The sequence below is a fragment of the Leifsonia xyli genome, from assembly GCA_001647635.1.
Taxonomy (GTDB): domain Bacteria; phylum Actinomycetota; class Actinomycetes; order Actinomycetales; family Microbacteriaceae; genus Leifsonia; species Leifsonia xyli_A.
On sequence record CP014761.1, the window covers coordinates 1,587,964 to 1,614,017 of the forward strand.

A 26,054-nucleotide genomic window follows, 5' to 3' on the forward strand; every position below is an offset into this window, starting at 1 on the left:
GAGTGCGGTGCAGTGGATGTCGTGGACACCATCCACACCGCAACGGAAGGAACCCTGACATGCGTGGAGTAGTCATGTACGCACCCGGCGACGTGCGCGTCGAGGAGCGCCCCGACCCGAGGATCGAGGAGCCGACGGACGCGATCATCCGCGTCGCCGCCGCCTGCATCTGCGGCTCGGACCTCTGGCCGTATCGGGGAACCGACGCCGTCACCGAGCCCACGCCGCTGGGCCACGAATATGTCGGCGTCGTAGAGCAGGTCGGCGAGGACGTCACGAACGTGAAGGTCGGCGACTACGTCGTCGGCTCCTTCTTCGCCTCCGACAACACCTGCGAGATCTGCCGGGCCGGGTACCAGTCCCGGTGCGTCCACGCGTTCCCGATGGGTGCACTGGGCACCCAGGCCGAGAAGCTGCGCGTTCCACTGGCCGACGGCACCCTCGTGGTCGTGCCCGGCACCCCGACCGCGGCGCAGATGCGCAGCCTCCTCGCCGCCTCCGATGTGCTCGGCACCGGCTGGTTCGCCGCGGTCGCGGCCGAGTCAGGCCCGGGAAAGACCGTCGCTGTGGTCGGTGACGGCGCGGTCGGGCTGCTCGGCATCCTGGCCGCGAAGCAGCTCGGCGCCGAACGGATCATCGCCATGAGCCGTCACGCCGACCGGCAGACGCTCGCCCGCCGTTACGGGGCGACCGACATCGTGGAGGAGCGTGGGGATGCGGGCGTCGCCGCCATCAAGGCCCTGACCGACGGGCTCGGCGCGCACTCCGTGATCGAAGCCGTCGGGACACAGGAGTCGATGATGCAGGCGATCAGAGCCACGCGCCCCGGAGGGCACGTCGGTTACGTCGGCGTCTCGCACGACGTGGAGCTGCCCGGCGAGGAGCTGTTCTTCTCCGGCGTGCACCTGCACGGCGGCCCCGCCCCCGTCCGCCGCTTCCTTCCCGAGCTGATCGAGTCGATCATGAATGACGAGCTCGACGCCGGTGAGGTGTTCGACCTCACCCTCCCGCTCGCCGACGCGGCGGAGGGCTACCGGGCCATGGATGAGCGTCGCGCCATCAAGGTGCTGCTGGAAACGGAGCAAGCATGAACATCGAACCCACCCCGCCCACGGTGAAGAATCCGCCGGAGCAGTTCGCCGGCGACGTCTGGGTCGACCCGATCGCCGGCCCGCACGACGGAGACCAGCGGATGACGGTCGCGCTGGTCCGCTTCGCCCCGGGCGCCCGCACCGCCTGGCACAGCCACGCACGCGGGCAGTACCTGCGCGTCACCGCAGGGGTCGCCCGGTTCGGCGACCGCGACGGGAACATCATCGAGGTCCATCCGGGTCAGACGCTCTACACGCCGCCCGGCCAGGACCATTGGCACGCCGCCGTGCCGGGCTGCTTCATGGAGCACATCGCCATGCTCGAGTCCGCCGACGACCCTGCGGACACCACCACCTGGAAAGAGCACATCACCGACGCCGAGTACGAGGGGAGGGTCTCATGAGCGGCTGGACCGGCGGACGACGCGCGTTCGGCGATTTCGCCCCCGGCCTCGTCCACTACACCGACGAGGTGCTGTTCGACGAGGTCTGGGAGAGGCCGGGGCTGTCGAAGCGCGACCGCAGCCTCATCACCGTCACCGCCCTGCTCTCCGGCGGCAACGTCGACCAGCTGCGCTTCCACCTCCCCTTCGCCGCGCAGAACGGCGTGACACAGGAGGAACTGATCGAGTCGATCACGCACCTCGCGTTCTACGCCGGCTGGCCGAAGGCGATGTCGGCGATGACCGTCGCCAAGGAGCTGTTCGACGACGGGGGCGCCTCCGCATGATGATCCTGGTGACCGGCGCCTCCACCGGCCTCGGCCTGTCGACCGCCGACTCCCTGGCCCGCACCGGCCATCGGGTGGTGCTCCACGCACGGCGGCCCGACCGGCTGACGGACCCGGAGGTCGCCGATCGGATGCACGCGCTCGTCTTCGGTGACTTGGCCGACGCCTCCGCCGTGCTCGACGTGGCGCGTCAGGCGAACGACCTCGGACGCTTCGACGCCGTCATCCACAACGCCGGCGTGATCGACGGTCCGGTGACCGCCGTCAACGTCGTCGCACCGTACCTCCTGATGGCGTCGCTCACTCCCCCGGACCGGTCCATCGTGCTCAGCAGCGGGATGCACCGGTCCGGCTCTCCCGACCTGGACCGCGCCTTCGCCGGCCGCGGCGACTACTCGACGAGCAAGCTCCTCGTCACCGCGCTTGCGATGTGGCTCGCAGACAACAGCGACACGCTCTCGCACGCCGTCGATCCCGGATGGGTCCCCACCCGGATGGGCGGCCGCGGCGCTCCCGACAGCCTCGAGGAGGGACATCGCACCCAGGAGTGGCTCGCCACCGCCGACGCGGCTTCGATCGACCCGATCACCGGCGGCTACTGGTACCACCGGCAGGCGAGGGCCCCGCATCCGGCGGCGACCGATCCGGCGTTCCAGGCACGGCTCGTCGAACGCCTGGCCGACGTGACCGGAGTCGAGCTGGGCCGCTGAACCCCGTCCACAGCCCGCGCCGTAGGATGACGGCGTGAACGACGACCGCGGGGGAGCGAGCGCCGACGTCTCACCGGACGCCGAGCCGCGCGGACTGTCGCGACGCGGGTGGGTCGTCCTCGCGGCGATCACGGTGGCGGCGATGGTCGGTCTCGGCGTCGTCGGCGCGGTGACGGTGGGCGCCGCGTTCAGCGGGTCCGCGTCCGACGCGTCCGTCACGCAGGCCCCGGCCATCCCGCGCGGTTCCCCCGCGCCCGGGCCGCTCGGCCTTCCGCCCCGGCCCACGCCGACGCAGGTCGCGACGGTGCCGTCCCAGCCCGTCGACACGCTCCGGCCCGGCGACTGCCTGCAGGTGTACCCGTCGAAGTGGGCGGACGCCTATCCTGTGGTCGACTGCTCCGCTCCGCATATCGCGCAGCTGACATCGAAAGGAGTGCTGCCGGAGCCGACCGGCGCGCCCTTCCCCGGGACCGCTGCGCTCGACACGCAGGTCGGCGACCTGTGCGCCGCGCCCGGCCTCGACTGGCACTGGGTGGCGATCTGGGGCGAGGACGTCATGACCGACCTCCGCTACCCGGCGACCGCCGCCGCGTGGGACAGCGGCGACCGCCGCTACGACTGCTTCGTCTACACGTACTCGCGCCACGAGCTCACCGGCAGTGCGATGCCCGGCGGCGCGTCCGGCGGCTGACGCGCATCCACCGCACCCACCCATCCCCATCCACCCCGACCGAGAGGACGCCATGGACTTCTTCCCACCGGATCCGCCCGAAGACGAGCTCGAACCGCCCGAGATCGAGCAGGACCCGCGCTGGAACGCACCCGTCGACGAGGTGCCCGCGATCGTCCCGATCGGCGAGGCGCTCGCGGTGACCGACACGGTCGCCATCGTGGTGTCGCACGCGCGCGTCTTCCAGAACGGAGTCGAGATCGTCATCGACCGGCGCTCCCGTCGCGGCGACCGCAGCCGGAGGGAATGGGAGGAGCGCCAGTGGTCGTCCCACGCATCCTTCCCCGGAGGCGACACGGACCGGCTGCGCTACGGCATGGCCCTCGGCGACGGCCAGCACCTCCTCCTCGACGGCCCGGGGTGGAACCCGGACGAGAAGCCTGCGGAGGCTCATTCGCTGGCCCCGACCGGCGGCGGCGGCTCCGGCGGCCCCGACTACACGGTGTACCTCGATGCGATGTGGCTCTACCCGCTCCGGCCGGAGGGCCCGCTCGAGATCGTCACGCAGTGGCCGGCCGAGGGCATCCCGGAGTCGCGGGTCGTCCTCGACGGCGGAGCGCTACGAGCGCGCGCGGCGGACAGCCGGAAGGTGTGGGAGTGACGATGCCGGAGGCGCCCGCCTGGGCGCCCAGCGACCCCGCCTACCGGCGCGCGGAGGTGTCCGCCACCGTCGGGAACGGTGACGGTGACTGGCGCCGGATGACGCACGACCTCCTCCGCTGGGCGGTCAAGACGCGGAGCGGCTTCCGGGTCGAGGCGGTGGGGCCGGTGCAGGCCGGACGCCCCGAGCGCATCCACGTGAGCCTGCTCGGCATGACCGTCGTGGAGCCGGTGGAGGTCGTCTCCGTCGTGGAGGCGCCCGACCGGGTGGGCTTCGCCTATCGGACGTTGCCCGGGCATCCGGTCGACGGCGAGGAGGCGTTCATCCTCCAGCGCGCCGCCGACGGCACGATCGACCTCACCGTCCGCTCGCTGACGCGGCGAGCGCCGCAGCAGCCGTGGCACCTCCTCTTCCCGCTTCTCCTGGTGGCGCAGCGGGTGGCCAAGCACCGCTACCTGCGGGCGCTGCGATCCTGAGCAGCACCGATCACCGCGCGCTCCTCGGATGCCGACAGACCCGAGCGCCGCTCCCGGTCGACGCCCCGCGCGCGTTCGTCCGCGAGAACGCGGGCGACCGTCTGCTCGAGAGGGGTCAGCCGTCCGCCGGTCTCGTGGAACGCCGTCGCCGAGCGCCGAGCGAACCCGGCGTCTGCGAGCGGAAGCCAGAGAGGAAGGGACCGCGGGCCGGCCCAGTAGTTCACGCCCTGGGCGAGCAGGGTGTCGTCGTCGGCTTCAACGAGGTCGCCCCGGTAACCGGCGACCTCGGCAATCAGGCGGAGGACGTCGCCCATCGGCGCCGGCTCCCCCACCGCGTTGGCCGTGCCGACCGTCCTCTGGATGCTCGCCTGCGCGATCCAGGCCGCGAGGTCCGCCACGTCGATGACCTGCACGAACCGGCCGGCAGGAGTCGGGACGAGCACCGGCCCGGGGCGGCTGAAGCGCGCCGGCCAGTAGCCGAACCGGTCGGTCGGGTCGCCGGGTCCGACGATGAGGCCCGGTCGCGCGATGAGGAGACGGTCGGCGAGCCACGCTGAGGTCGCCCGCTCGGCGGCGACCTTGGCGTCCGGGTACTGGTCGAGGTCGGTCGGCTCGACGAGGGCGGCCGTCTCGTCCGCGCCCGGCTCGTCGTTGCGCGCGTAGACCGAGACGGTCGACACGAGCGTCCAGTGGGAGGCCCGATCGGCGAGCGCATCGAGCGCCGGCCGGACGAGCTCGGGGGCGTAGGCGATCTCGATGACCTCGTCCCAGTCGCCGCGCACGCGGTCGTAGGCGGCAGGGTCACGGCGGTCGGCAGGCACCAGTTGCGCGCCCTCCGGGACGGCGCCCGACTCGCCGCGCGCCAGGCAGACGACCTCCGCACCGGACGACAGCAGCGCGCCGACAATGGCGCGCCCCACCCAGCCGGTGCCGCCGAGCACCAGGACGCGTCGCATCAGGGGCGGACCCGCACCCGGCGTCCGTCGACGGCGACGACGTCTCCGACCTGCAGCTGCCGCCCGCGACGGCGGTCGACCTCGCCGTTCACCGTGACCAGGCCGTCGGCGATGGCCTCTTTCCCGTCTCCCCCGGAGTCGACGAGTCCGGCGAACTTCAGGAACTGCCCCAGGCGGATCGACGTACCGCCGATCGAGACGTCGGCGATCGGGGAAGACGTGGCCATCTCCGCATGCTAGTCGAGCCGACCCGCGTGCGCTGGGTCCCCACCCGGGCTACCGTTGGACGATGACCATGCACGGAGACTCGCCCCGCGATGACGACACCGCCGACGACGCCCTGACCTTCTCCGACCTCGGACTCGACGGCCCCGTGCTCAAAGCCCTCAAGGACGTCGGCTACGAGACGCCGTCGGCCATCCAGGCAGCCACCATCCCCCTCCTCATGGAGGGCCGGGACGTCGTCGGGCTCGCGCAGACCGGAACGGGCAAGACGGCCGCGTTCGCGCTGCCCATCCTGTCCCGCCTCGATCTGTCCCAGAAGTCCCCGCAGGCGCTCGTGCTCGCGCCCACCCGCGAGCTCGCCCTGCAGGTGGCGGAGGCGTTCGAGAGCTACGCGACGCACATGAAGGGCGTGCACCTGCTGCCGGTCTACGGCGGCCAGGGCTACGGCGTCCAGCTGTCGGCGCTGCGCCGGGGCGTGCACATCGTCGTCGGCACGCCGGGCCGCATCATGGACCACCTCGACAAGGGGACGCTCGACCTCTCCGAGCTCAAGTACCTCGTGCTCGATGAGGCGGACGAGATGCTCAAGATGGGGTTCGCGGAGGATGTCGAGACCATCCTCGCCGACACCCCGGACGACAAGCAGGTCGCCCTCTTCTCGGCGACGATGCCGGCGCAGATCCGCCGTATCTCCAAGAACTACCTGCACGATCCCGAAGAGATCACGGTCAAGACCAAGACCACCACCTCGGCGAACACGACGCAGCGCTACCTCGTCGTGTCGTACGCCCAGAAGGTCGACGCGCTCACGCGCATTCTCGAGGTGGAGAACTTCGAGGGCATGATCGTCTTCGTCCGCACCAAGAACGAGACCGAGACGCTGGCCGAGCGGCTGCGGGCCCGCGGATACTCGGCCGCCGCGATCAACGGGGATGTCGCGCAGGTCCAGCGCGAGCGGACGGTCGACCAGCTGAAGTCCGGCAAGCTCGACATCCTGGTGGCCACGGATGTGGCGGCGCGCGGCCTCGACGTCGAGCGCATCACGCACGTGGTCAACTTCGACATCCCGGTCGACACCGAGTCGTACGTGCACCGCATCGGCCGCACCGGCCGAGCAGGGCGCAGCGGTGCAGCGATCAGCTTCGTCACCCCGCGCGAGCGCCGCCTGCTCACCGCCATCGAGAAGGCCACGCGACAGCCGCTCACCCAGATGCAGCTACCGAGCGTCGAGGACGTCAACGTCACGCGCCTCGCCCGTTTCGACGACGCGATCACGGAGGCGCTGAGCCAGGAGGATCGGATCGCGCGATTCCGCGACATCATCGGTCACTACGTAGAACACCACGACGTGCCGGAGGCGGATGTGGCAGCGGCGCTCGCGGTCGTGGCGCAGGGCGACGAACCGCTCCTGCTCTCCGACGACGACGCCCTCTCACGGAGCGTGGAACGTGACTCCCGCGCCGACCGCTCGGAGCGGGCGGGCGGCCGCAACGACCGGCCCGCGCGTCGCGAGCGGAGCAGCACGCCCCTGGCGCCGTACCGGATCGAGGTCGGCAGGCGGCAGCACGTGGAACCGCGTCAGATCGTCGGCGCCCTGGCCAACGAGGGCGGACTGAGCCGCGACGACTTCGGGCACATCCGCATCATGCCGGACTTCTCCATCGTCGAGCTGCCGGCCGACCTGCCGGCGGACACGCTGTCCCGGCTCTCGGGCACGCGGATCAGCGGCAAGCTGATCGAGCTCCGGCCCGACCGCGGCGCACGGGCCCGGCGGGATGACCGACCGCGGCGCGACGACCGGCCGCCCGCAAGCCGCGACACCGCTGACCTTCGGCCCTCAGCGAGGACGGATGACGGCCGACGGGTCGAGGCACTACTCCAGCATCGACGGCCATTCGCCGTAGCCCGAGGCCGGGGTCAAGTGCCCGCCGCCGGGGATGGTGACGACTGGGATGCCGAGGGGCCGGCCGTGGACCGCCTCTGCTCCCTCCGGATTGCACGGGTCCGCATCCGAGGCGACGATCAGCGTGTCGGCCGCCGGGCGGCTGAGGGTCAGCTCGGCGAACTCCGCCACCTCTGGATTCTCGCGGAGGAAGCCTGGGGACGGCGGCGCGGCCAGCAGCACGCGGTCCACGGACGACTCCACGACGGAGTCCGCCGGTCGCGCACCCAGCCACAGCGCAGCCCCGAGGCTATGCGCGATCACGGTCACCTGCGCGCCGCCCTCGGCCGCTTCGCGCAGCGCCGCGTCGGCCGCCGCCCGCCACGCTTCGAGCCGCGGCTGTGCAGCATCCGGCAGCTGCGGGTAGACGACCCGCTCGCCGCGCTGCTCCAGGGCGGTGGCGAGCTCACGCTGCCAGTGGCCGGGCGGCCGGATGGACGCGAGGCCCATGACCGCGTTCCCGGCGAGCCCGACGGTCACGAACCAGCTCGCGCCGATGTACGAGAGGACGCGCTTCCGCGAGGTGCCGATCGCGAGGGGAGCCTCCGCGAACAGCTGGGCCGCGATGGTCAGCCCGGCGAACCCCACGGACAGGAAGGTGGTCTGCACCTGCCAGATGGCGGTAGCAGAGCCCGGGACCGGGGGAAGCACCGGCCGCACCCAGCCGGGATCGCCGGCGGCGTGGAGGATGACGAGCAGCACCACGCTGACGAGCAGTGCGCACGCCACGACCGTGAGTTCCCGCCACCACGCTTTCGCGGGTGCGTCCGCCCTGCCCGGCTTCTCGCGCATGCTGCGACAGTACCCAACGAGACCGCGTCCGGCCTCCCCTTCTCGTGCCTTCAGATCCGCGTACCGTGTCCGGCAATCGCGGAAGCATCCGCACCGATCCAAGGAGACAGCATGGGACTCGACGACAAGGTCGACGCAAAGGGCGACAAGCTGAAGGGCAAGGTCGACGAGCTCATCGGCAAGGCCACCGATGACGAGTCACGCGTCGTGAAAGGCAAGGCGGAGCAGGTCGAGGGGAGCATCAAGGACACCGTCGCCGACGCCAAAGCGCACCTGAAGGACACCGCAGATAAGTCGCACGACGACCGTCGCGACGACGCGCTCTAGGAGCGAGTGCCGACCTCCTCGTGCTTCACAGCGAGGAGGTCGACCGTCCGCAGGTCGGGGTCCCTCGCCAGCAGGTCCGGGCCGACCTGGCCGAGGGCCTTCGGGATCTCGCCGCCGAGGTGGGCGTTCCGTGCATCCTCGTCGGCGAAGGAATCGAAGATGCCGAAGTGGGTTTCGTCGATCTGGAACGCGTACCAGGTGCGCGTTCCCGGCTCGCGCTCCACCACGTCCTTGCCGCCGATCAGGAACTCCTTCACCTCCGCGGCCTTCTCGGGCTTCGCTTCGAGCAATGCCAGTACACCGAGCGTGAGGTCCATGTCCGTCTCCTCTTCGATATGTGACTCGTGATGCGACCTGCTAGAGAAGCAGGTCCCAGACGCGTGAAGCCTGGTCCCAGTGGCGGGTCTGCGGGTTCTTGACATCCCCGTTGAGGATGCGAAACGTCCGAGCGAGCGCCACACCGAGTCCGCCCGCGATCTGCGGAAGCCGATCGCGCAGCTCGTCGCTGTAGACGAGGTCGAGTGGAGGGCGCCGCGTCAGCTGTTCGAGGAGCGAATCCAACGACAGCTCCTCGTCGATCGCTTCGAAGGCCTGGACGGACTCCTGCAGTCCCTTGGTGATCGGCAGTCCTGCGGCTCGATGACGTCGCGGCCGTTGGCTCTCGCATTCGCCATGCCGCGGAGAAGCAGGTCGTAGAGTCTGTCGTTCACGAAATCGCCGAAACGCCGCAGATCATCCTTGTCCACATCGAGGCTGGCGGCCTCGCGGAAGAAGCGTTCGAACGCGGCGACACCCAGAAGTTCCATGGCGCCGTCACCTCTTTCCGTGGCGCTTGAACTTCTCCGCCAGCCGCTTGGCCGTCCCCTTGGTCTCCTCCTCCACCCGCTGCGCCAGCTGCTGAAGCTTCCGCAGCGAACGGATGAGGGCCGACTGCCGGTGGCTCGACTCCTCGGCCGTCTCTTCGAGCGGCACCACGATCTCATCGCCGGCGATGGTCACGACGTAGGCGGAGTCATCCGCGTTCAGCGCGATGGTCACCGGCACGGTGTCTCCCGTGTCCGGGTCGACGGCCACGGCCTCGATCGCGAGGTCCACGTGCGACCCGTCGTCGGTCTCGATGACATCCACTTCGGTGAGCGGGCCGCTCTCGATGGTGAGGACGAAGTCGTCCTGCGCGGGAGTCCTGTCGTCGTCGTTTCTCGCATCAGCCATGATGGCTCCTTATCCGCAGCGGGGGTTGGTATCCCTGGACGCTACGCGGCGCCGCGATCCCGGCCTATGTGCTGTCATGCCCAAAGCCACTCCGCGATTTCACCCGCGGGGCAGGACGACGTCAGGCGTGCTCGTCGACGGTGCGCGCGTTCGTCAGCGTGAGAGCCCCGAAGCCCGCGATCAGGCCGACCGCCACGGCGAGGATGCCGAAAACCACCTGCTCGCCGTGGAAGAACGACGCGACGAGCCCGTGGCTCCACGTCCCGTTCGGCAGCACGGTGGTGACGAGCACGGAGATGAGCGTTCCGACGACCGCTGTGCCGATGCTGGTACCGACCTCCTGGGCCGCGTCGTTCATCGCGGCGCCCATCGACGTGCGGTTCTCGGGCATCGCGCCGACGAGCGCGACCGCGCAGATCGTCATGACCGTGCGCAGGCCGATCGTCATCACGACCATGGAGATCGCGATCGCCACGTAGTTCTGCTGCACGCTCCACGCCATCAGGCCGAGTCCGGCCGCGAGAACGAGCGCGCCCACGAAGCAGGCGATGCGATGTCCGAAGCGGCGCACCATCCACTCGGTCAGCGGCGTCGCGCCGATCATCGTGAGGATGATCGGGAGGTTCGCGAGCCCCGCCATCAGCGGCGTCCATCCCCAGGCGTACTGGAAGTGGAGCACCAGCGCGAACATCACACCCGCCATCGCGATCGAGGTGCCGATCTGGGCGATGGCGGCGCCGCGAACAGTGCCGCGGCGGAACAGCCGCAGGTCGAGCATCGGCGACGCAGCTCGGCGCTCGCGCACGATGAACAGCACGAGGGACACCGCGGCTCCGAGCGCGACCGCGATCGTCAGCGGCGACAGCCATCCGTTCTGCACCCCGCTGGTCAGCGCGTAGCAGGCGAGGCCGATCGTCAGGATGCTGAGCGCGGCGCCGGGAAGGTCGAGCCTGTCCTTCGTCAGGCCGTCGGCGGTGTCTGGCGCGACGCCGAAGTGCACGCCGAGGCACGCGATGAGGGCGATCGGCGCGTTGATGAGCAGCAGCCACTGCCAGGAGAGGTGCGCGAGCACGCTTCCGGCGAGGAGCGGACCGAGGACGAAGCCCGACATGCCGACGACCATCATCAGGGTGATCGCGCGCATCCGGAGCTTGTCGTCGTCGAACAGCCGGAAGACGAGGGAGTTCGTGATCGGCGCCATCGCGGCCGCAGCGATGCCGAGCAGGGCGCGCAGCGCGATGAGCTCGCCCGTGGTGGTGACCAGCAGCACACCGAGGCTCAGCAGCCCGAACAGGCCCAGACCGATCTGGAGCACCCGACGGCGACCGAAGCGGTCGGCGACCGATCCGGCCGTCAGCAGCAGGCCGCCGAAGGTGAGCGAGTACGCGCCCGTGATCCACTGCAGGGAAGTGGTGTCGCCGCCAAGGCTGCGCCCGATGGTGGGGAGCGCGACGGACAGCAGGGTGTTGTCCACCATCTCTACGAAGAAGGCGAGGCAGAGGGCGGCGAGGGGCATCCACGCCGCCTTCATGGATGCGTAGGCGCGGGATCGGGTGACGGTTGCGGTGCTCATGGCGGCTCCTGTATCGAACAGTGTTCGAGTCTCGAACAACGTTCGATAGAATAGAACAGCGTTCGATAAACTGCAAGCATGAGCAATCCACAGCGCACCGCCCAGCAGCGTCAGCGGGCGTCGCACTCCCTCGAGTCCGTGTTGGCCGAGGCCGTCGCGATCCTCGACGAGTCCGGTGCGCAGGGACTCACCATCCGCGCCCTCGCCACCCGGCTCGGCGGAGGCCCGGCGAGCGTGTACTGGTACGTGTCGGGACGCGACGAGCTCCTCGACCTCGCAGCCGACTCGGTGCTCGAGGGCGTCCTGGAGGCGGTGTCCGACGTGGCGTCCGACGATCCGATCGCCGACCTGCGCGCGATCGCCCGCACACTCTTCGACGCCATCGTCGACCGCCCCTGGCTGGGCGCCTACGCCATGCGCGACACCGGCCGCCAGGTCCACTCGCTGATGCTCTACGAGCGGATCGGCGAAGAGGTGATGCGTCTCGGCCTCACTCCGCGCGAGAGCTTCTACGCCGCCTCCGCCGTCGTCGGCTTCGTGATCGGCACCGCCGCCGACATGGGTCAGGAGCTGCCGGACGCCGTCCTCTCCGGCGAGCTCGACCAGAAGCAGTACCTCGCGGAGGCGACCAGGCAGTGGCGCGCGCTGGACCCCGCGGAGTTCCCCTTCATCCACCACATCGTCGACGAGTTCGCGGTGCACGAGGACCGCGATCAGTTCCGCGCCGGCCTGGACCTCCTGCTGGCAGGGCTCGAACTGCAGGCGGGACGGGCGTCCAGAGGGACCCGCTGACCACTTCCGCATTCCGGCCGATAGTTCCGGTATGCGCAGAACGATCGCCACCCTGATCGGCGCAGCCCTCGTCGTGGCGGCGCTCGTAGGGGCGCCCCCGCCGGCGGCCCGCGCCGACGACCTTCCCGCCTTCGGCAGCCGCCTCTACGTCGACCCCACGAGCGACGCCCAGCGGATGTACGACTCCCTCACCGCCCAGGGCGATACGGCGAAGGCGGCGCTCATCGGCCGGATCGCGAGCCGGCCGATGGCGGTCTGGCTGGGCGACTGGTACACGCCGACGCTTCTGGTCAGCGTGATCCAGCGCCACCTGCGCGCGGCCGCTGCCCAGGGAGCGACACCGGTGTTCGTGACGTACGCCATCCCGAACCGGGACTGCGGCGGCTTCTCGGCGGGCGGCTACACGCCCGACCAATACCTCGAGTGGACCCGGCAGGTGGGGGCCGCGCTGGCGGGCAGCCGCGCCGTCGTCCTGGTCGAGCCGGACTCCCTCGCCATGCTCTCCAGTGCGAAATGCGCGGGTGTGGCCGCGACGCGACTTCCGCTGCTGCAGTCCGCCGTCTCGATCTTGGCGGGCTCAGGACTGTCCGCCTATCTCGACGGCGGCAACGCCCGCTGGCTGACCCCGGACGCACAATCCGCCTACCTGAAGGCCGCCGGGATCGCCGGTGCGCGCGGATTCTTCACCAACGTCTCCAACTTCGACACCACGCAGAGCGAGCGGGACTACGCCGGGAAGATCTCCTCCCGCACCGGATGGAAGCACTTCGTGATCGACGTGTCCCGCAACGGCAACGGCTGGACCGGCACCTGGTGCAACCCGCCCGGGGCGGCGCTCGGCCAGAACCCTCAGATCACGGAGTCGGCCTCGACCAAGCTGGACGCCCTGCTCTGGGTGAAGCACCCCGGCGCCAGCGACGGCCCCTGCAACGGCGGGCCACCGGCCGGCGCCTGGTACGAGAGCGCGGCCGAGGCGCTGGTGCTGAACAGCCCGGGTCTCCGGGTGAACTCCCCGGCGATCCTCAGAGCGAGGCCGACGCGCCGCTGACCGCGGCGAACCCGTCCCGGACCGCGGCGACCAGGTGGCGGACGGCCGGCGACGAACGCCCGTCGGCGTCCTCCGGCGGCGCCGTCGCCACGTGGATCGAGCGGACGAACGACGGGTCGTCGATCGGCCGCAGCACGATGCCCGGGTGCTCCGCCGTCGTCGCCAGCCGGGGGATGATCCCGACCACCATCCGTGCGGCGGTCATCCCGAGGAGGACCTGGAAGTCGTCGGTCCGGATCGCCACGTCCAGGACCTGCCCCTCCGAAGCGAACGCGTCGGCGAGGACGCGGTCGATCGCGTCCTCCCGCGACGTGGCGCAGACCCAGCGCTCGTCGTGCAGGGAGAGCAGCGCGGCACGGTCGATCGCCGGGCGGGCGGCAAGAGCATGGCCGGACGGCAGCGCGAGCATCAGGGGATCGCGGTACACCTCGATCGCGTGCACGGTCGGGCGGAACGGCAGCTCGTAGCCGGGCACTGTGTAGACGAGCGCGGCGTCGAGCGCGCCGCGGTTGATCCGGTCGACGAGCGCCGGGACCTCCTCGACCGTCGCGTCGATCCCGATCCCCAGGTCGCCGACCGCGGCCGCGACGAACGGCAGGATGCTGGCGGCAGCGGTCGCGAACGTCCCGAGCCGCAGACGCACCCGTCCGAGCTCGCTGAACTCGCGCGCATCCCCGATCGCACGTTCGCTGAGCGTCAAGATCTGCTGCGCACGCTCGAGGAGCAGCATGCCGACCGGGGTCAGCCGGCTGCCACGCGGTGAACGCGTCAGCACCGGCGAACCGACCAGGCGCTCCAGGTTCTTCAGGTGGTAGTCGACCGTCGGCTGACCCCACCCCAGCCGACGGGCGGCCGCGGTGACCGAGCCCTCGGCGTGCACGGCTTTGAGCGCCTCGAACTGCCTCAGATCTGCCATGCACGTGCCCTGTCTGGATGGATGCCGTCGCTTCAGCGGCGAAGCGAGCCACATACACTCTATGTGGGTCGGGCGGACTTTGGGGGTTCTGGTCGGCCGCGCCCACCGCGACGATGGATGGCGGATCCGATTGCCCCGCCATTCGAAGGAGACTGGTATGCCCACCATCGCCCAGCAACTGCTGCGCAGGAAACCCACGACGCCTCCGGGAGCGGGTGAGGCCCAGCTCAAGCGGAGCATCGGCCTGTTCTCGCTGACCATGATCGGGGTCGGTGGGACGCTCGGCACCGGGATCTTCTTCATCCTGTCCCAGGCGGTCCCCGTCGCCGGTCCCGCCGTGATCTGGTCGTTCGTCATCGGCGGCGTCGTCGCCGGCCTGACCGCGCTGTGCTACGCCGAGATGGCGGGCGCCGTCCCCGTCTCGGGCTCGACCTACTCCTACGCCTACGCGACGCTGGGCGAGGGCACCGCCATGGCGGTCGGAGCCTGCCTGCTGCTGGAGTACGGCGTCTCCACGGCCGCCGTCGCCGTCGGATGGTCGCAGTATGTCAACCAGCTCCTGCAGAACCTGTTCGGCTGGCAGCTGCCCGTGCAGCTCTCCCAGGCCCCGGAGCAGGGCGGCATCGTCAACGTCCCCGCGGTGATCGTCATCGTGCTCTGCTCGCTGCTGCTCCTGCGGGGAGCGCGCGAGTCCACGACGGTCAACAGCATCATGGTCGTCATCAAGATCGCCGTCGTCGTCTTCTTCTGCGCGGTCGCGTTCACGGGGTGGAACGCCGACCACTTCCACAACTTCGCTCCCGCCGGATTCGCGGGCATCGTCGGCGGAGCCGGGATCATCTTCTTCTCGTTCGTCGGCCTCGACGCGGTGTCGACGGCCGGCGAGGAGGCCAAGAACCCCAAGCGGAACCTGCCGCTCGCCATCATCTTCGCTCTGCTGATCATCATCGTGCTCTACGTCGGCACGAGCATCGCCGCCCTCGGCGCGCAGGCGCCCTCGAAGTTCGAGAACCAGGATGCGGGACTCGCCGCGATCCTGCAGAACATCGTCGGCGCCAGCTGGCCGGGCACCATCGTCGCGATCGGCGCCATCATCTCCATCTTCTCCGTGACGCTCGTCGTGCTGTACGGGCAGACGCGCATCCTGTTCGCCATGTCGCGGGACGGGATGATCCCGCCGGTCTTCGCGAAGGTGAACCCGCGGTCGATGACCCCGGTGCGGAACACCGTCATCGTCATGATCGCCACGAGCATCCTCGCTGCCGTCATCCCGATCGACTTCCTGGCCGAGATGACGAGCATCGGAACGCTCGTGGCCTTCCTCGTCGTGTCGCTCGGCGTGATCATCCTGCGGGTGCGCGAGCCGGAGCTGGAGCGCGGCTTCCGCCTCCCGTTCGGCTGGACCATCCCCATCCTGTCGATCGCGGGCTGCATCGCGATCATCACGCAGCTGCGCCTCATCACGATCGTCGTCTTCCTGATCTGGACCGCCGCGTTCCTCGTCTTCTACTGGTTCTACGGCCGGAAGCACTCGGCGCTGCAGACGGGACAGCCGGTCGCCGGCGGCGACGCGCCGTACACGAGCAACTTCGCGCAGCCCAGCAAGAGCGAGATCCGCGAGGCGGCGGCGCGCCGGAAGGCCGGCCGGAGATGAGGATCGTCGTCGGGGTCGACCCCGCCCACCGCTCGGCGTCGGCGCTGCACCTCGCCGCGATGCTCGCCCGCTCCTCCGGCGCGGACCTCATCGTGGCCGCCGTCGTCCCGCCCGCGTGGCCCTCGACGGCCGGAGGAGCGGATGCGGAGTGGCGCGGCTACACGAAGGAGAACGCCGACGGCGCGCTCGACCATGCCGCCGCCGTCCTCGGAGGCTCGACGGCCGCGGAATACGTGCTGCACGAAGCCCCGTCGGCTCGGCGCGGCCTCGTGGAGCTCGCCGAGCAGCGGGAGGCGTCCCTCATCGTCGTCGGCTCCGGAGCCGCAGGGCACCCGGGTCGCATCGCCCTCGGCGCCGAGAGCGACACCCTCCTGCACGCCTCTCCCGTTCCGGTCGCCCTCGCCCCGCGCGGGTACCGCGCCGCGGAGGACGCCCGCGTGAGCCGGGTCACGGCCGCCTACCGGGGCACGGGCGCCTCAGCGGCGCTGGTGCTGGGCGCCGCGGGCGTCGCGGCGGCGGTCGGTGCCGAGCTGCGCGTCGCCTCCTTCGCCGTCGTGCCGCGCGATTCCGGGACGTCGGGCGCCGGGCTCGACGCCGAGCAGCCGATCACGGACACCTGGGCGGCCGACATCGAACGCCACGCGGAGGCGGTGGTGCGCCAGGTCGAGGAGCTGCCGGACGCTCCGACCATCTCCGGTATCGCCGTCGGCACCGGTGAGTCGTGGGAGGCGGCCATCGAGGACATCGGCTGGGAGCCGGGCGAGGTGCTGGTGGTCGGCTCGAGCACGCTCGGCCCCCTCGCTCGTGTCTTCCTCGGCTCGCACGCCGCCAAGATCGTCCGCCACTCCCCCGTGCCGGTCGTCGTCGTCCCGCACGGAAGAGAGTAGCCATGCCCCATCCCCTTCTCGACCTCTTCCCCGCCGGGGCCGCCGTCGACTCAGACGGCACGCTCGTGATCGCCGGGTGCCGGGTCGACGACCTCGCGAAGGAGTTCGGCACGCCCGCGATCGTCGTCGACGAGGGCGCCCTGCGGGCGAGAGCGCGCGAGTACCGCGACGCCCTCACCTCGCGCCGGCCGAACGCGCGCGTCGTCTTCGCGTCGAAGGCGTTCCCGGCGACCGCGGTTCAGCGAGTCATGGTGGAGGAGGGGCTCGGCCTGGACGTCGCCGGCGGCGGCGAGATCCTCAGCGCCCTGCGCGCGGGCGTGGATCCCGCACTCGTTGTCATGCACGGCAACGCCAAGACCACGGAGGAGCTGCGGATCGCGGTCGAGGCCGGTGTCGGGCTCGTCGTCGTGGACAACGAAGACGACGTGGATCGGTTGGAGCAGCTGGTCGCGCCCGGCAGCATCCAGGGCGTGCTCGTGCGCGTCATCCCCGGGGTGGTCTCCTCGACGCACCCGCACGTGCAGACCGGGCAGGTGGGCTCCAAGTTCGGGCTGACCCCCCAGGCTGCGCGGCACGTCATCGAGCGAATCGAGGCGAGCCCGCTCCTCGACCTGCGCGGGCTGCACGCCCACGTCGGTTCGCAGGTCATGGACCCGTCGGAGCTGGCCGCGGCCGTCGCTCCGCTCGCCGCACTCGGCGCCTTCCCGGTCTACGACCTCGGCGGCGGCCTCGGCGCCCGCTACACGCTCGAGGACCGCCCCGCCTCCGTGGACAGCTACGTCGAGGCGCTGCTGGCCGCGGCGGACGAGCACCTGCCCGCCGAGGCGGAGCTCATCATCGAGCCCGGCCGCAGCATGGTGAACGCCTCCGCCTTCACCCTGTACACGGTCACCACCGTGAAGCGCGACGCCCGGAACTTCGTCGCCGTCGACGGCGGCATGGGCGACAACCTCGAGGCCGCCCTCTTCCAGCAGCGTTACGAGGCCGTCCTCGCCGGCCGCCTCCACGACGCGGACACCGAGGACGTCGTGGTGGTCGGCCGTCACTGCGAGTCCGGCGACGTGCTCATCGATCCGCTGCGGCTGCCCGCCGCGCGGGTCGGCGACCTCCTGGCCGTCCCCGCTACGGGTGCGTACACGCACACCATGGCGAACAACTACAACGGCTACCGCCGACCGCCGGTCGTCTTCGTGCGCGACGGCGAGGCCAGGGCCGTGATCCGCCGCGAGACGTGGGCGGACCTGTTCGCGCGGGATGTCTGAGTCGCTCCCGCACGATACGCTCACGCCATGGCACATCTTGATGCCGCACGGGCATGACGCGATTTCGGGGTGGCGCACCCCTGGCGACGGGCCTGCTCGCCGTTACCCTGCTCGCCGGCTGCACTCCGTTGTATACGGCCTGCTCGATGCCCGACATCCGACCCCCTCACATCGCCGCCGACGCCACCATCTGGCTCCGTCTGCATCCGGGCGGCACCGTTCACGCCTGCTTTGAAGGCGCCTGCGACCGCGAGAACGGAACGGAGCCGTCCTTCGAGGTCGTCGTCCCGAACACCGTGGACCTCACGAAGAAGCACGACCTCGTGGTCTCGCTGCACGACCAGGCGGCCACCACGACCGCCGCCGCGTCGATGGCGCTGGTGCTCATCCCGCGCCAGACGGGAGGCCCGTGTCCGATGCCCGATCAGTGGAGCCGCCAGGTCGCGATCGGGACGGACGGGCGGATACAGGTCGGCGGGGCCGACGACGGGCGCATCATCGTCCCGACCCCGGCCGAGCCATCCCCCGACGCAGGCTCAGGCTCGTGAGCGAGGCCGCGCCCGAGAACGATGCGAGCAGTGGCAGGACCCACCCTTTCGGTGTGGGCGGGCAGCTGGACGCCGACTTCGACGATCGCGTCGTCACCGTCGACGCGTCGAGCTTCCCCGTAGCGCTCCACGTCCTCGCAATAGAGCGGAACGTCTGCGCTCCGATAGATGGAGATGCGCAGCGAATCCCCGGATCGGAGCGCCTCGTCCGGTACCGGTGATCCGTCATCCTCATGGCCGGCGGGAGAGAGGTCGTAGCCCTGGGCGGACGCCGTCTGCTTCAGGGTCTCGGAGATTCGGCCCGCGTGGGGCACCACGTAGTACGCCATCGACCACGGGGTCAGGTTGTCGGGGCCGTAGCCTGCATCCCCGTTGCCGCAGAGCCTCGTGCCGCCCTCTTTCTCCAGGGCGACTTCGAAAGGCTTGATCTTCTTCTCCGCTTCGTTCGTCGCGAAGGGGTGGAGCGCACCGACGATGACCACCACGGTGTAGCCGGCGACAGCACAGAAGCTGAGAACCGGAACCGCGACGACGACGATCATCGCGATCGCCAGCAACCGCTTCCATCCGCCGGCCGCGTCGCTTGGCCCCCGCTGTGCCCCCACGTCTGGAGCGTATGGGAGATCGGGACCAGCGAGACATCCCCCGTCCGGGAGCCGAACGGCGGCCGCACGTCGCGCCTTCAGTCGACGCGGACTCCGTCGTCGCGACGGCCCTCGCCGCGCTGCTGAGCGCGAGCGCGCTTCCGCCGGCGGAGTGCGCTGATCACGATCGGGGCGAGCGAGACCACGATGACGACGATCATGAGCACGTCGATGTTGTTCGCGATGAACGGGATCCCGCCGAGCAGGACGCCGAGGACGACCATCACGACGACCCAGCTGATTCCGCCCAGGGCGTTCCACAGCAGGAACCGGCGGTAGCGCATGTTCGCGATGCCGGCCGACAGCGGGACGTAGGTGCGGACGAAGGGGACGAATCGGCCCAGAACGAGCGACGGCCCGCCGTACTTCGCGAAGAAGGCCTCAGCCGCCTCCAGCCGTTCCGTCTTCAGGACCCGAGCATCCGGCTTGAACAGGCCCCGCCCGAAGCGCTTGCCGATCCAGTAGCCGGCCTGGTCGCCGAGGAAGGCGGCGACGATCGCGACGACGGCGATCTGCCAGATCTCAATGCCGAGCTTCGGGGCGAGGATCGCCGCTGTGATGAGCAGCGAGTCGCCCGGCAGGAACGGGAAGAGGACGCCCGATTCGATGAACACGATAACGGCGATGCCGAGAAGCACCCACGGTCCGAAGGCGTGCAGCCAGGTCGACGCGTCGAGCAGCGGTATGGATGCGTGCGAGATCATCGGTCCTCCCGGGTGCCGGTCGTCAGTTCAGCGACGTGTACTCCCCCAGCGTCGCGAACCACTCCCCAGAAGCCTCTAAGAGAGGACGCCGAACGCATCCTCCCCCTGAGGAGAACCGGCCCGCTGTGGATGGAGGGGAAGCGGGCCGGCTCTCCTGGCTCAGAGTCAGCCGTCGGCGCCGGCCGGCTTGGTGGTGGGGGTGAAACCTTCGAGCTTGTTCGCCGCGTCGGCGTACTTGTTGGTGAAGGTGTCCTGGTACGTCACCTTGGAGGTGTCGACGCCGATGGTCTTCTCCATGTCGAAGATGACTTTCGGGCCGCCGGCGGGCATGATGCCGTCCGGCAGGAACTGGCCCTTGTCGGTGGCGAGACCGTCGATGTACTGCTGCTTGGTGATCGTGGCGTTCTGCACGAAGTCCTGCGGCAGCTTGTTCGCGATGTCGGCGGCGCTGTGGGAAGAGATCCAGTGCATGGTGGCGACGAGGGCGTCGACGACCTTCTGGGCCGCATCCTCGTGGCTCTTCACCCAGCTCTCGTTCGCGAGCAGGCCCGCTGCGGGCCAGTCGCCGCCGAGCGCCTTCGTCGCACCCTTGGTGGTCGCGAGGTCGACGCCGGTGACCGCCAGCTTCTGACTGGTCAGCGCGCCGACGGTCGGCTGTGTGGTCATCACGCAGTCCGCGCTGCCGCGCTGGATGGCCGCGATGGCCGTCGACCCGGCGTGTACTGCGATCGTGTTGTACTGCTTCTTGTCCACGCCGGCCTTGGCCGCGAGGAACTGGGTCAGCTCGTCGGTGCCGGAGCCGAGGTCGGTGACGCCCATGTTCTTGCCCTTGAAGTCGGCGGCGGAGCTCACTCCGGCCTTGGGGCTGCACATGACCCGCTCACCCGGGGCGCCGGAGAGCTGGACGAGGTTGATGACCTTCTTGCCCTTGGACTGGAAGTCGACGGTGTGGATGTACCAGGCGCCCGCCATGTCGACCTGCCCGGAGGCCATCGCCTCCTCGGCGCCGACGCCGCCGTTCTGCTCGGTGGAGAGCTCCATGTTGACGCCGTACTTCTTGTAGTAGCCGAGGCTCTGCGCCAGCTGGTAGGGCAGGTAGATCTGCTTGTCGATGCCGCCGACCATCATCTTGACGGTCGGCATCGAGGCGCTGTCCGAGCTGGAACCGGACGAGGCGCCTCCGGCGCCGGAGCTGCAGGCGGCGAGTCCCAGCGCGACGACTCCCGCCGCCGCGATGACACCGATGGTGCGCTTCTTCATGTGGATGTTCCTTTCGTGGTGCCGGCGTGCCGGCGGTCTGCGTCGTTGCAGGGTCGTGGGTTCTAGATGGCCTGGGCCGACTCCGAGCGGCTCGGCGGCCGCCACTTCAGCAGCGCCTTCTCCAGGAGGGTGATGAGGTACTCGGCGATCAGCGTGACGACGGCGACGATCACCATGCAGGCGAAGACGGTGTTCGGGTCGAAGTTGCCTTGCGACTGGCTGATGATCAGCCCGATGCCGTGCTGGGCTCCGAGCACCTCTGCCACGAGCGCTCCGATGATGGCGAAGCCGAACGCGGTGTGGAGGCTCGCGATGATCCAGGTCATGGCCGACGGGATGGTGACGTGCCGGGCGACCTGGAACGGGGAGGCGCCGAGCACTCGGACATTGGCGACCAGGTTCTGGTCGACCTCTCGGACGCCCTGGAAGGCGTTGAAGAAGACGACGAAGAACACCAGCACCGCGGCCAGCAGCACCTTCGGGAAGACCCCGAGCCCGAAGGCGACGATGAAGATCGAGCCGAGGACGATGCGAGGGATGGAGTTGACGATCTTGATGTAGGGACCGAACACGGACGCGAGGTAGCGGTTCGAGCCGAACAGGATGCCGATGACCACGCCTGCGACGGTGCCGAGGAGGAAGCCGAGGAACGCCTCCTGCACGGTGATCCACAGGTTCTCCCAGATGGTGCCGAACGCGGTGCCCTGGGTGAACAGCCGGACCAGGCTGTCCCAGATGCCGGACGGCTGTCCGTAGAAGAACTTGTCGACCCAGCCGGCCGCGGTGAACCACTGCCACCCGCCGATGACGAACACGGCGACGCCGATGCGTCCGACCCACACCCAGGTGGTGCGGCTGCGGCGAGCGCGCCGCCCGGCGAGCTGGAGTTCGGTCTCCCGTTGCTGCGCCGCGGCCGGGTCGGCGCCGATGGTCGTGGTGGTTCTGGATGTGCTGGTCATGGTGCTCACGCCGCCGCCCCTGCCGTCTGCTCGTAGGCCCGCGTCACCTCGTCGCGCAGCGACTCCCAGATGCGGCCCTGGATCTCGAGGAAGCGCTCCTCGTGGCGGATCTCCTGCACGTCGCCGCGGGGACGCGGCAGGTCGACGTCGAAGACGTCCTTGACGGTGCCGGGGCTGCTGGTCATGATCACGACCCGGTCGGAGAGCGCGACCGCCTCATCCAGATCGTGGGTGATGAACAGCACGGAGGGCCGCAGCTCCTCCCAGAGGCCGAGCAGCTCGGTCTGCATGATCGCCTTGGTCTGCACGTCCAGCGCGCCGAACGGCTCGTCCATGAGAAGGATGCGCGGGTTGTTGATGAGGGCGGCCGCCATCGCGACGCGCTTGCGCATTCCACCGGACAGCTGGTGCGGGTACCGGTCTTCGAAGCCCGCGAGACCGACCCGGCGCAGCCAGTCCATCGCCAGCGCCTCCGCCTCCTTCTTCGGGGTGCCGACGAGCACGGGGCCGATCATGACGTTGCCGAGCACCGTCTTCCACGGGAAGAGCGAGTCGGCCTGGAACATGTAGCTGACGCCGCTGGTGATGCCGTCGACGATCCGGCCGCCGACGCTCACCGAGCCGGCGCTCGGCCGCTCGAGACCGGAGACCTGCGCGAGGGTGGTGGACTTGCCGCAGCCGGTCGGTCCGACGATGGCGCAGAACTGCCCGGGTTCGACGGTCAGCGTGACGTCGTGGATCGCGGTGAAGGTGTCGCCCTTGGGGGTGAGGAACCGTTTGGTGAGCCCGACGATGTCGATGCCGGCGGGTTGATCCGCTCCGGGGGATCCGATGGTCGTGCGGGGTCGTGGGTCGCCCATGTCGAAAGACCTCTCTGTCTTGCGGGTGTGTCGCAGTCGATGCTGCGGCCGCGGACCCCGGCCTGTCGCGCTTGTGCGCCATTCGCTTCGTTGTGCGCGTTGCGGCGGGTTCTGCGCATTCTGCGCGCGTGCGATCCCCAGGCGCGGATGACATGATGTGCTTCTGATGCGACGACGGATCCGACGACTGTCGAGCCAGATACTGCTGGCTCAGGTGGTGATCCTGACCGCCTCGATGGCCATCGGGTTCCTCCTCTTCGCGCAGACCGCGCGCACGAACCTGGACGCGGACTACCAGGCGAGAGCGGCGGGAATCGCCCAGACGTTCGCGGGCATCCCCGTGGTGCAGGAGTGCATGGAGACGCCGACCGCGACGTGCGATGCGACGATGCAGTCCCTGGCATCGCAGACCGCGAACCGGACCGGCGCCGCCTATGTCGTCGTCATCGACTTGAACCGGGTACGGCACACGCATCCGGACCCGTCACTCATCGGCAAGAAGGTCTCCGAACCGATCGTCGCCCGCGACGGCAAGGTGCACCTCGGCACGGACAGCGGGGCCACCGGCGTGAACGCGAATGCCCGGGTGCCCATGTTCGGCGCCGGCGATCGCGTAGTCGGGGAGGTGTCGGTCGGCATCCGCGAGAGCAGCGTGTCCGGTGAGCTGCTGAGCGAGCTCCCGTCCTACGCGCTGTGGTTCGCCCTGGTGCTCGCGATCGGCGCCCTTGCGTCGTTCGCGCTGGCGAGCCTGCTGAAGCGACGCACCTTCGGACTCGAGCTCGACGAGATCGCCCGGCTGCTGCAGGAGCGCGAGGCGACGCTCCATGGCATCCGCGAGGGCGTCATCGCCATCGATCCCGCAGGCCGCATCACGGTCGTCAACGACGAGGCCCAGCGGCTGCTGCGCCTCCCCGACGGAGCGCGAGGACGCCGGCTGGAGGACGTCCTCGCCGCCAGCCCGATCCGCGACACGCTCACCGGGACCAGCGAGGTGAAGGACGCGATCGCCGTCACGGACGAGTACGTCCTGGTCATCAACCGCATGCCGGTGACCCTCGGGGGCGGGCGCACGGGGCCGTCTTCACCCTTCAGGACCGCACCGAGCTCACCGGCCTGACACGGGAGCTGGACGGCGAGCGCAGCTTCACCGAGTCCATCCGGGCCCAGCAGCACGAGTTCTCGAACCGGATGCACGCCCTCTCCGGGCTCCTCGAGCTGGGCCGCTCGGACGAGGCGTTGAGCTATCTGACCGAGATCCGGGGCACCACCGCAGACCTGGACAACACCCTGCGAACGCACATCGGCGCGCCGATGGTGATCGGGCTGCTGCTGGGCAAGGCGGCGGAGGCGAACGAGCGCGGCATCGAGCTCGTCGTCTCGCCGGATACCGACGTCTGCGAGGCACCGGACCGCGTGCAGGCGCTGACCACGATCCTCGGCAACTTGATCGACAACGCCTTCGATGCCCTCGCGGGAGCTGCTGCACCGCGTCGCGTGGTCGTCGGCATCGTCGAGACGGCGCACTCGCTCACGGTGCGGGTCTCCGACAACGGACCCGGGGTGCCGAGCGCCGATATCCCGCGGATCTTCGAGAACGGCTATACGACCAAGCGCGGTTCTCTGGTGCGGCACAGCGGTCTCGGCCTCTCGCTCGTGCACTCCACGGTGACGAAGCTCGGCGGCACGGTCACGGTCTCCGGCGACGGCGGCGCGACCTTCGAGGTCGTCGTCCCGCGATCCGCGCCCACGGTCACCGAGGTGCGCTCGTGAGCGAGAAGGAGCTGACGGTGCTGGTCGTCGACGACGACTTCCGGGTGGCGAGCGTCCACGTCGGCTTCGTCGAGGCTGTTCCGGGGTTCCGGGTAGTCGGCGAGGCGCATACCGCGTCCGAGGCGCTGACGCTCGCCGAGTCACTGCACCCGGACGTGGTTCTGATCGACATCTACCTGCCCGATGGAGATGGTCTTCAGGTGGTGAGGAAGCTCCTCACCGCTCCGGCCCCTCCGGCGGTGATCGTCATCTCGGCGGCCAACGACATCCCCACCGTCCGGCTCGCCGTGCAGCTCGGCGCGCTCCACTATCTGGTCAAGCCGTTCGGCTTCGCGGAGCTGTCCGAGCGCCTGACGACGTTCCGAAAGGCGCACGAGAGCATCTCCGAGTTCGGCGTCGAGGCGACACAGCACGACATCGACCGCATCTTCGAGTTGATGCGTTCCAGCCCCGCCGCTCAGACCGAGGCGTTGCGCCGCCTGGCCCCCACGCTTCAAGCCGTCTACGACGCGGTGGCGTCACGATCGGAGAGCAGCTCAGCCACCGAGGTCGCCGCCGCGATCGGCGTGAGCCGGGCCACCGCGCAGCGCGCACTGTCACAGCTGGAGCAGAGCGAAGTCCTCAAGCTCGAACTGCGCTACGGGGCGACCGGTCGCCCCGAGCACCGCTACGCCGTCCGTCGGCGCTGAGCAGTCAACCTTTCGCCGCGACGCTTACCGCCGTTGTGCAGGAGTCGAGGAGCGAACGCATGATCAACGCCCAGGTAGGCTTCGTACCTTCGCCTGACGGATGCCGGTGGAAGGAGGCTCACAATGCGCAAACTCGTCGTCGGCATCCTCGCGACAGGAGCCTTGGCGATCGGCGGTTGGCTGGCTGCGCCCAGCATCGTGGCGACGACGATGGCGGCGACCACGCCGTCGTCGAGTCCCACACCGGCCTGCCCGGCCGCGGCACCTGTCACCGTGGGGACCATCGTCGTCCCCGCCGGTCCAGTCGCCGGCTTCTGCCAGTCCCAGCTGGTCATGGCCGCTCACATCATGAACGCGGCCCGCGACCAGGGGATCGGCATGCACACTCAGGCGGTCGGCGTGATGACCGCGATCGGTGAGACGGGACTCCGCAACCTCGACTACGGCGACGCTGCCGGCCCGGACAGCCGTGGCCTCTTCCAGCAGCGTGACAACGGGGCGTGGGGTTCACTCGCCGACCGAATGGATCCTTATACCGCCGCGACGAACTTCTTCTCCAAGCTCACCACCATCGACGGATGGCAGACGATGGAACCCTCCGCGCTCGCTCACGCTGTCCAGGTCAACTCCGACGCCGGCTACTACGCCCAGTACTGGGATCGGGCACAGACGATCGTCGCTGCCCTCGGCGGCTGA

At 69.9% G+C, this 26,054-nt stretch carries 26 protein-coding genes and 3 pseudogenes; 17 read left to right on the forward strand and 12 right to left on the reverse strand.

Annotated elements, in window-relative coordinates; genetic code table 11:
- Positions 1-59 precede the first annotated feature (59 nt).
- Genes A0130_07795 through A0130_07825 form a run of 7 tightly spaced genes read left to right on the forward strand, consistent with a single transcriptional unit; the run spans position 60 to position 4,338 of the window.
- Positions 60-1,091, forward strand: a complete 1,032-nt coding sequence (locus A0130_07795; protein ID ANF31587.1) for an IMP dehydrogenase — start codon at positions 60-62, stop codon at positions 1,089-1,091.
- Positions 1,088-1,495: a cupin gene (locus tag A0130_07800; GenBank protein ANF31588.1), complete on the forward strand. Its 408-nt coding sequence runs from the start codon at positions 1,088-1,090 to the stop codon at positions 1,493-1,495. Before A0130_07795 ends, A0130_07800 begins: the two co-directional genes overlap by 4 nt.
- The gene (locus A0130_07805; protein ANF31589.1) at positions 1,492-1,821 is read left to right on the forward strand and encodes a 4-carboxymuconolactone decarboxylase; all 330 of its coding nucleotides are present in this window, start codon (positions 1,492-1,494) and stop codon (positions 1,819-1,821) included. The genes A0130_07800 and A0130_07805 overlap by 4 nt, the downstream gene beginning before the upstream one ends.
- On the forward strand, positions 1,818-2,531 hold the full coding sequence (locus A0130_07810) for a short-chain dehydrogenase (GenBank protein ID ANF31590.1): 714 nt from the start codon (positions 1,818-1,820) through the stop codon (positions 2,529-2,531). The genes A0130_07805 and A0130_07810 overlap by 4 nt, the downstream gene beginning before the upstream one ends.
- A gap of 34 nt (positions 2,532-2,565) precedes the next feature.
- A complete protein-coding gene (locus A0130_07815) occupies positions 2,566-3,222 on the forward strand; it encodes a hypothetical protein (GenBank protein ANF31591.1) in 657 nt (218 codons plus the stop codon).
- A 52-nt stretch (positions 3,223-3,274) separates the two neighbouring features.
- Positions 3,275-3,862 (forward strand): hypothetical protein, encoded by a 588-nt coding sequence (locus tag A0130_07820; GenBank protein ANF31592.1) that lies wholly within the window; start codon positions 3,275-3,277, stop codon positions 3,860-3,862.
- 2 nt (positions 3,863-3,864) lie between these two features.
- Positions 3,865-4,338, forward strand: a complete 474-nt coding sequence (locus A0130_07825) for a hypothetical protein (GenBank protein ANF31593.1) — start codon at positions 3,865-3,867, stop codon at positions 4,336-4,338.
- On the opposite strand, the gene A0130_07830 is transcribed toward A0130_07825, so the two are convergent.
- Positions 4,314-5,294, reverse strand: coding sequence for a reductase (locus A0130_07830; protein ID ANF31594.1), 981 nt, complete (start codon positions 5,292-5,294; stop codon positions 4,314-4,316). The genes A0130_07825 and A0130_07830 overlap by 25 nt on opposite strands.
- Complete coding sequence (locus A0130_07835; GenBank protein ID ANF31595.1) at positions 5,294-5,521, reverse strand: RNA-binding protein; 228 nt, start codon at positions 5,519-5,521, stop codon at positions 5,294-5,296. The genes A0130_07830 and A0130_07835 overlap by 1 nt, the downstream gene beginning before the upstream one ends.
- Positions 5,522-5,583: 62 nt before the next feature.
- Here A0130_07835 and A0130_07840 point away from each other — a divergent pair.
- A pseudogene (locus A0130_07840) lies at positions 5,584-7,278 on the forward strand (cold-shock protein).
- 1,298 nt (positions 7,279-8,576) lie between these two features.
- On the opposite strand, the gene A0130_07845 reads toward A0130_07840, so the two are convergent.
- From A0130_07845 to A0130_07860, 4 genes and pseudogenes are all read right to left on the reverse strand, one after another.
- Complete coding sequence (locus A0130_07845; GenBank protein ANF31596.1) at positions 8,577-8,897, reverse strand: antibiotic biosynthesis monooxygenase; 321 nt, start codon at positions 8,895-8,897, stop codon at positions 8,577-8,579.
- A gap of 40 nt (positions 8,898-8,937) precedes the next feature.
- Positions 8,938-9,386 (reverse strand): annotated as a pseudogene (locus A0130_07850) (hypothetical protein).
- A 7-nt stretch (positions 9,387-9,393) separates the two neighbouring features.
- Complete coding sequence (locus tag A0130_07855) at positions 9,394-9,792, reverse strand: hypothetical protein (protein ID ANF31597.1); 399 nt, start codon at positions 9,790-9,792, stop codon at positions 9,394-9,396.
- Positions 9,793-9,913: 121 nt separating this feature from the next.
- Positions 9,914-11,365 (reverse strand): tetracycline resistance MFS efflux pump, encoded by a 1,452-nt coding sequence (locus tag A0130_07860; protein ID ANF31598.1) that lies wholly within the window; start codon positions 11,363-11,365, stop codon positions 9,914-9,916.
- Between the two features lie 78 nt (positions 11,366-11,443).
- On the opposite strand from A0130_07860, the gene A0130_07865 reads away from it, so the two are divergent.
- Together A0130_07865 and A0130_07870 are read left to right on the forward strand one after the other, a co-directional pair.
- The gene (locus tag A0130_07865; GenBank protein ANF31599.1) at positions 11,444-12,157 is read left to right on the forward strand and encodes a TetR family transcriptional regulator; all 714 of its coding nucleotides are present in this window, start codon (positions 11,444-11,446) and stop codon (positions 12,155-12,157) included.
- Positions 12,158-12,188: 31 nt separating this feature from the next.
- A pseudogene (locus A0130_07870) lies at positions 12,189-13,139 on the forward strand (hypothetical protein).
- Positions 13,140-13,179: 40 nt separating this feature from the next.
- Here A0130_07870 and A0130_07875 read toward each other — a convergent pair.
- Positions 13,180-14,121 (reverse strand): LysR family transcriptional regulator, encoded by a 942-nt coding sequence (locus A0130_07875; GenBank protein ANF31600.1) that lies wholly within the window; start codon positions 14,119-14,121, stop codon positions 13,180-13,182.
- Between the two features lie 157 nt (positions 14,122-14,278).
- Here A0130_07875 and A0130_07880 point away from each other — a divergent pair, with 157 nt between their 5' ends.
- From A0130_07880 to A0130_07890, 3 genes are read left to right on the forward strand one after another with little or no spacing between them, the layout of a single operon-like run.
- On the forward strand, positions 14,279-15,775 hold the full coding sequence (locus A0130_07880) for an amino acid permease (protein ID ANF31601.1): 1,497 nt from the start codon (positions 14,279-14,281) through the stop codon (positions 15,773-15,775).
- Positions 15,772-16,662, forward strand: a complete 891-nt coding sequence (locus A0130_07885; GenBank protein ANF31602.1) for a hypothetical protein — start codon at positions 15,772-15,774, stop codon at positions 16,660-16,662. The genes A0130_07880 and A0130_07885 overlap by 4 nt, the downstream gene beginning before the upstream one ends.
- Before the next feature lie 2 nt (positions 16,663-16,664).
- On the forward strand, positions 16,665-17,924 hold the full coding sequence (locus tag A0130_07890) for a diaminopimelate decarboxylase (GenBank protein ID ANF31603.1): 1,260 nt from the start codon (positions 16,665-16,667) through the stop codon (positions 17,922-17,924).
- 424 nt (positions 17,925-18,348) lie between these two features.
- Here the strand turns inward: A0130_07890 and A0130_07895 are convergent, their stop codons facing one another.
- The 5 genes from A0130_07895 to A0130_07915 form a co-directional block, all read right to left on the reverse strand.
- Positions 18,349-19,029: a hypothetical protein gene (locus A0130_07895; protein ID ANF31604.1), complete on the reverse strand. Its 681-nt coding sequence runs from the start codon at positions 19,027-19,029 to the stop codon at positions 18,349-18,351.
- Between the two features lie 125 nt (positions 19,030-19,154).
- Complete coding sequence (locus tag A0130_07900; protein ID ANF31605.1) at positions 19,155-19,820, reverse strand: alkaline phosphatase; 666 nt, start codon at positions 19,818-19,820, stop codon at positions 19,155-19,157.
- 165 nt (positions 19,821-19,985) lie between these two features.
- Positions 19,986-21,080, reverse strand: coding sequence for an ABC transporter substrate-binding protein (locus A0130_07905; GenBank protein ANF31606.1), 1,095 nt, complete (start codon positions 21,078-21,080; stop codon positions 19,986-19,988).
- 62 nt (positions 21,081-21,142) lie between these two features.
- Positions 21,143-22,009, reverse strand: a complete 867-nt coding sequence (locus A0130_07910; GenBank protein ANF33349.1) for an ABC transporter permease — start codon at positions 22,007-22,009, stop codon at positions 21,143-21,145.
- A gap of 35 nt (positions 22,010-22,044) precedes the next feature.
- Positions 22,045-22,899 carry a mannosyltransferase gene (locus tag A0130_07915; protein ANF31607.1) on the reverse strand — a complete coding sequence of 285 codons (855 nt, stop codon included), beginning with the start codon at positions 22,897-22,899 and terminating at the stop codon, positions 22,045-22,047.
- Positions 22,900-23,113: 214 nt separating this feature from the next.
- Between A0130_07915 and A0130_07920 the strand changes: the two genes are divergently transcribed.
- From A0130_07920 to A0130_07935, 4 genes are all read left to right on the forward strand, one after another.
- Positions 23,114-24,016 carry a hypothetical protein gene (locus A0130_07920; protein ANF31608.1) on the forward strand — a complete coding sequence of 301 codons (903 nt, stop codon included), beginning with the start codon at positions 23,114-23,116 and terminating at the stop codon, positions 24,014-24,016.
- 71 nt (positions 24,017-24,087) lie between these two features.
- Positions 24,088-24,669, forward strand: coding sequence for a hypothetical protein (locus A0130_07925; protein ID ANF31609.1), 582 nt, complete (start codon positions 24,088-24,090; stop codon positions 24,667-24,669).
- The gene (locus A0130_07930; GenBank protein ID ANF31610.1) at positions 24,666-25,358 is read left to right on the forward strand and encodes a hypothetical protein; all 693 of its coding nucleotides are present in this window, start codon (positions 24,666-24,668) and stop codon (positions 25,356-25,358) included. The genes A0130_07925 and A0130_07930 overlap by 4 nt, the downstream gene beginning before the upstream one ends.
- A gap of 123 nt (positions 25,359-25,481) precedes the next feature.
- Positions 25,482-26,054, forward strand: a complete 573-nt coding sequence (locus A0130_07935; GenBank protein ID ANF31611.1) for a hypothetical protein — start codon at positions 25,482-25,484, stop codon at positions 26,052-26,054.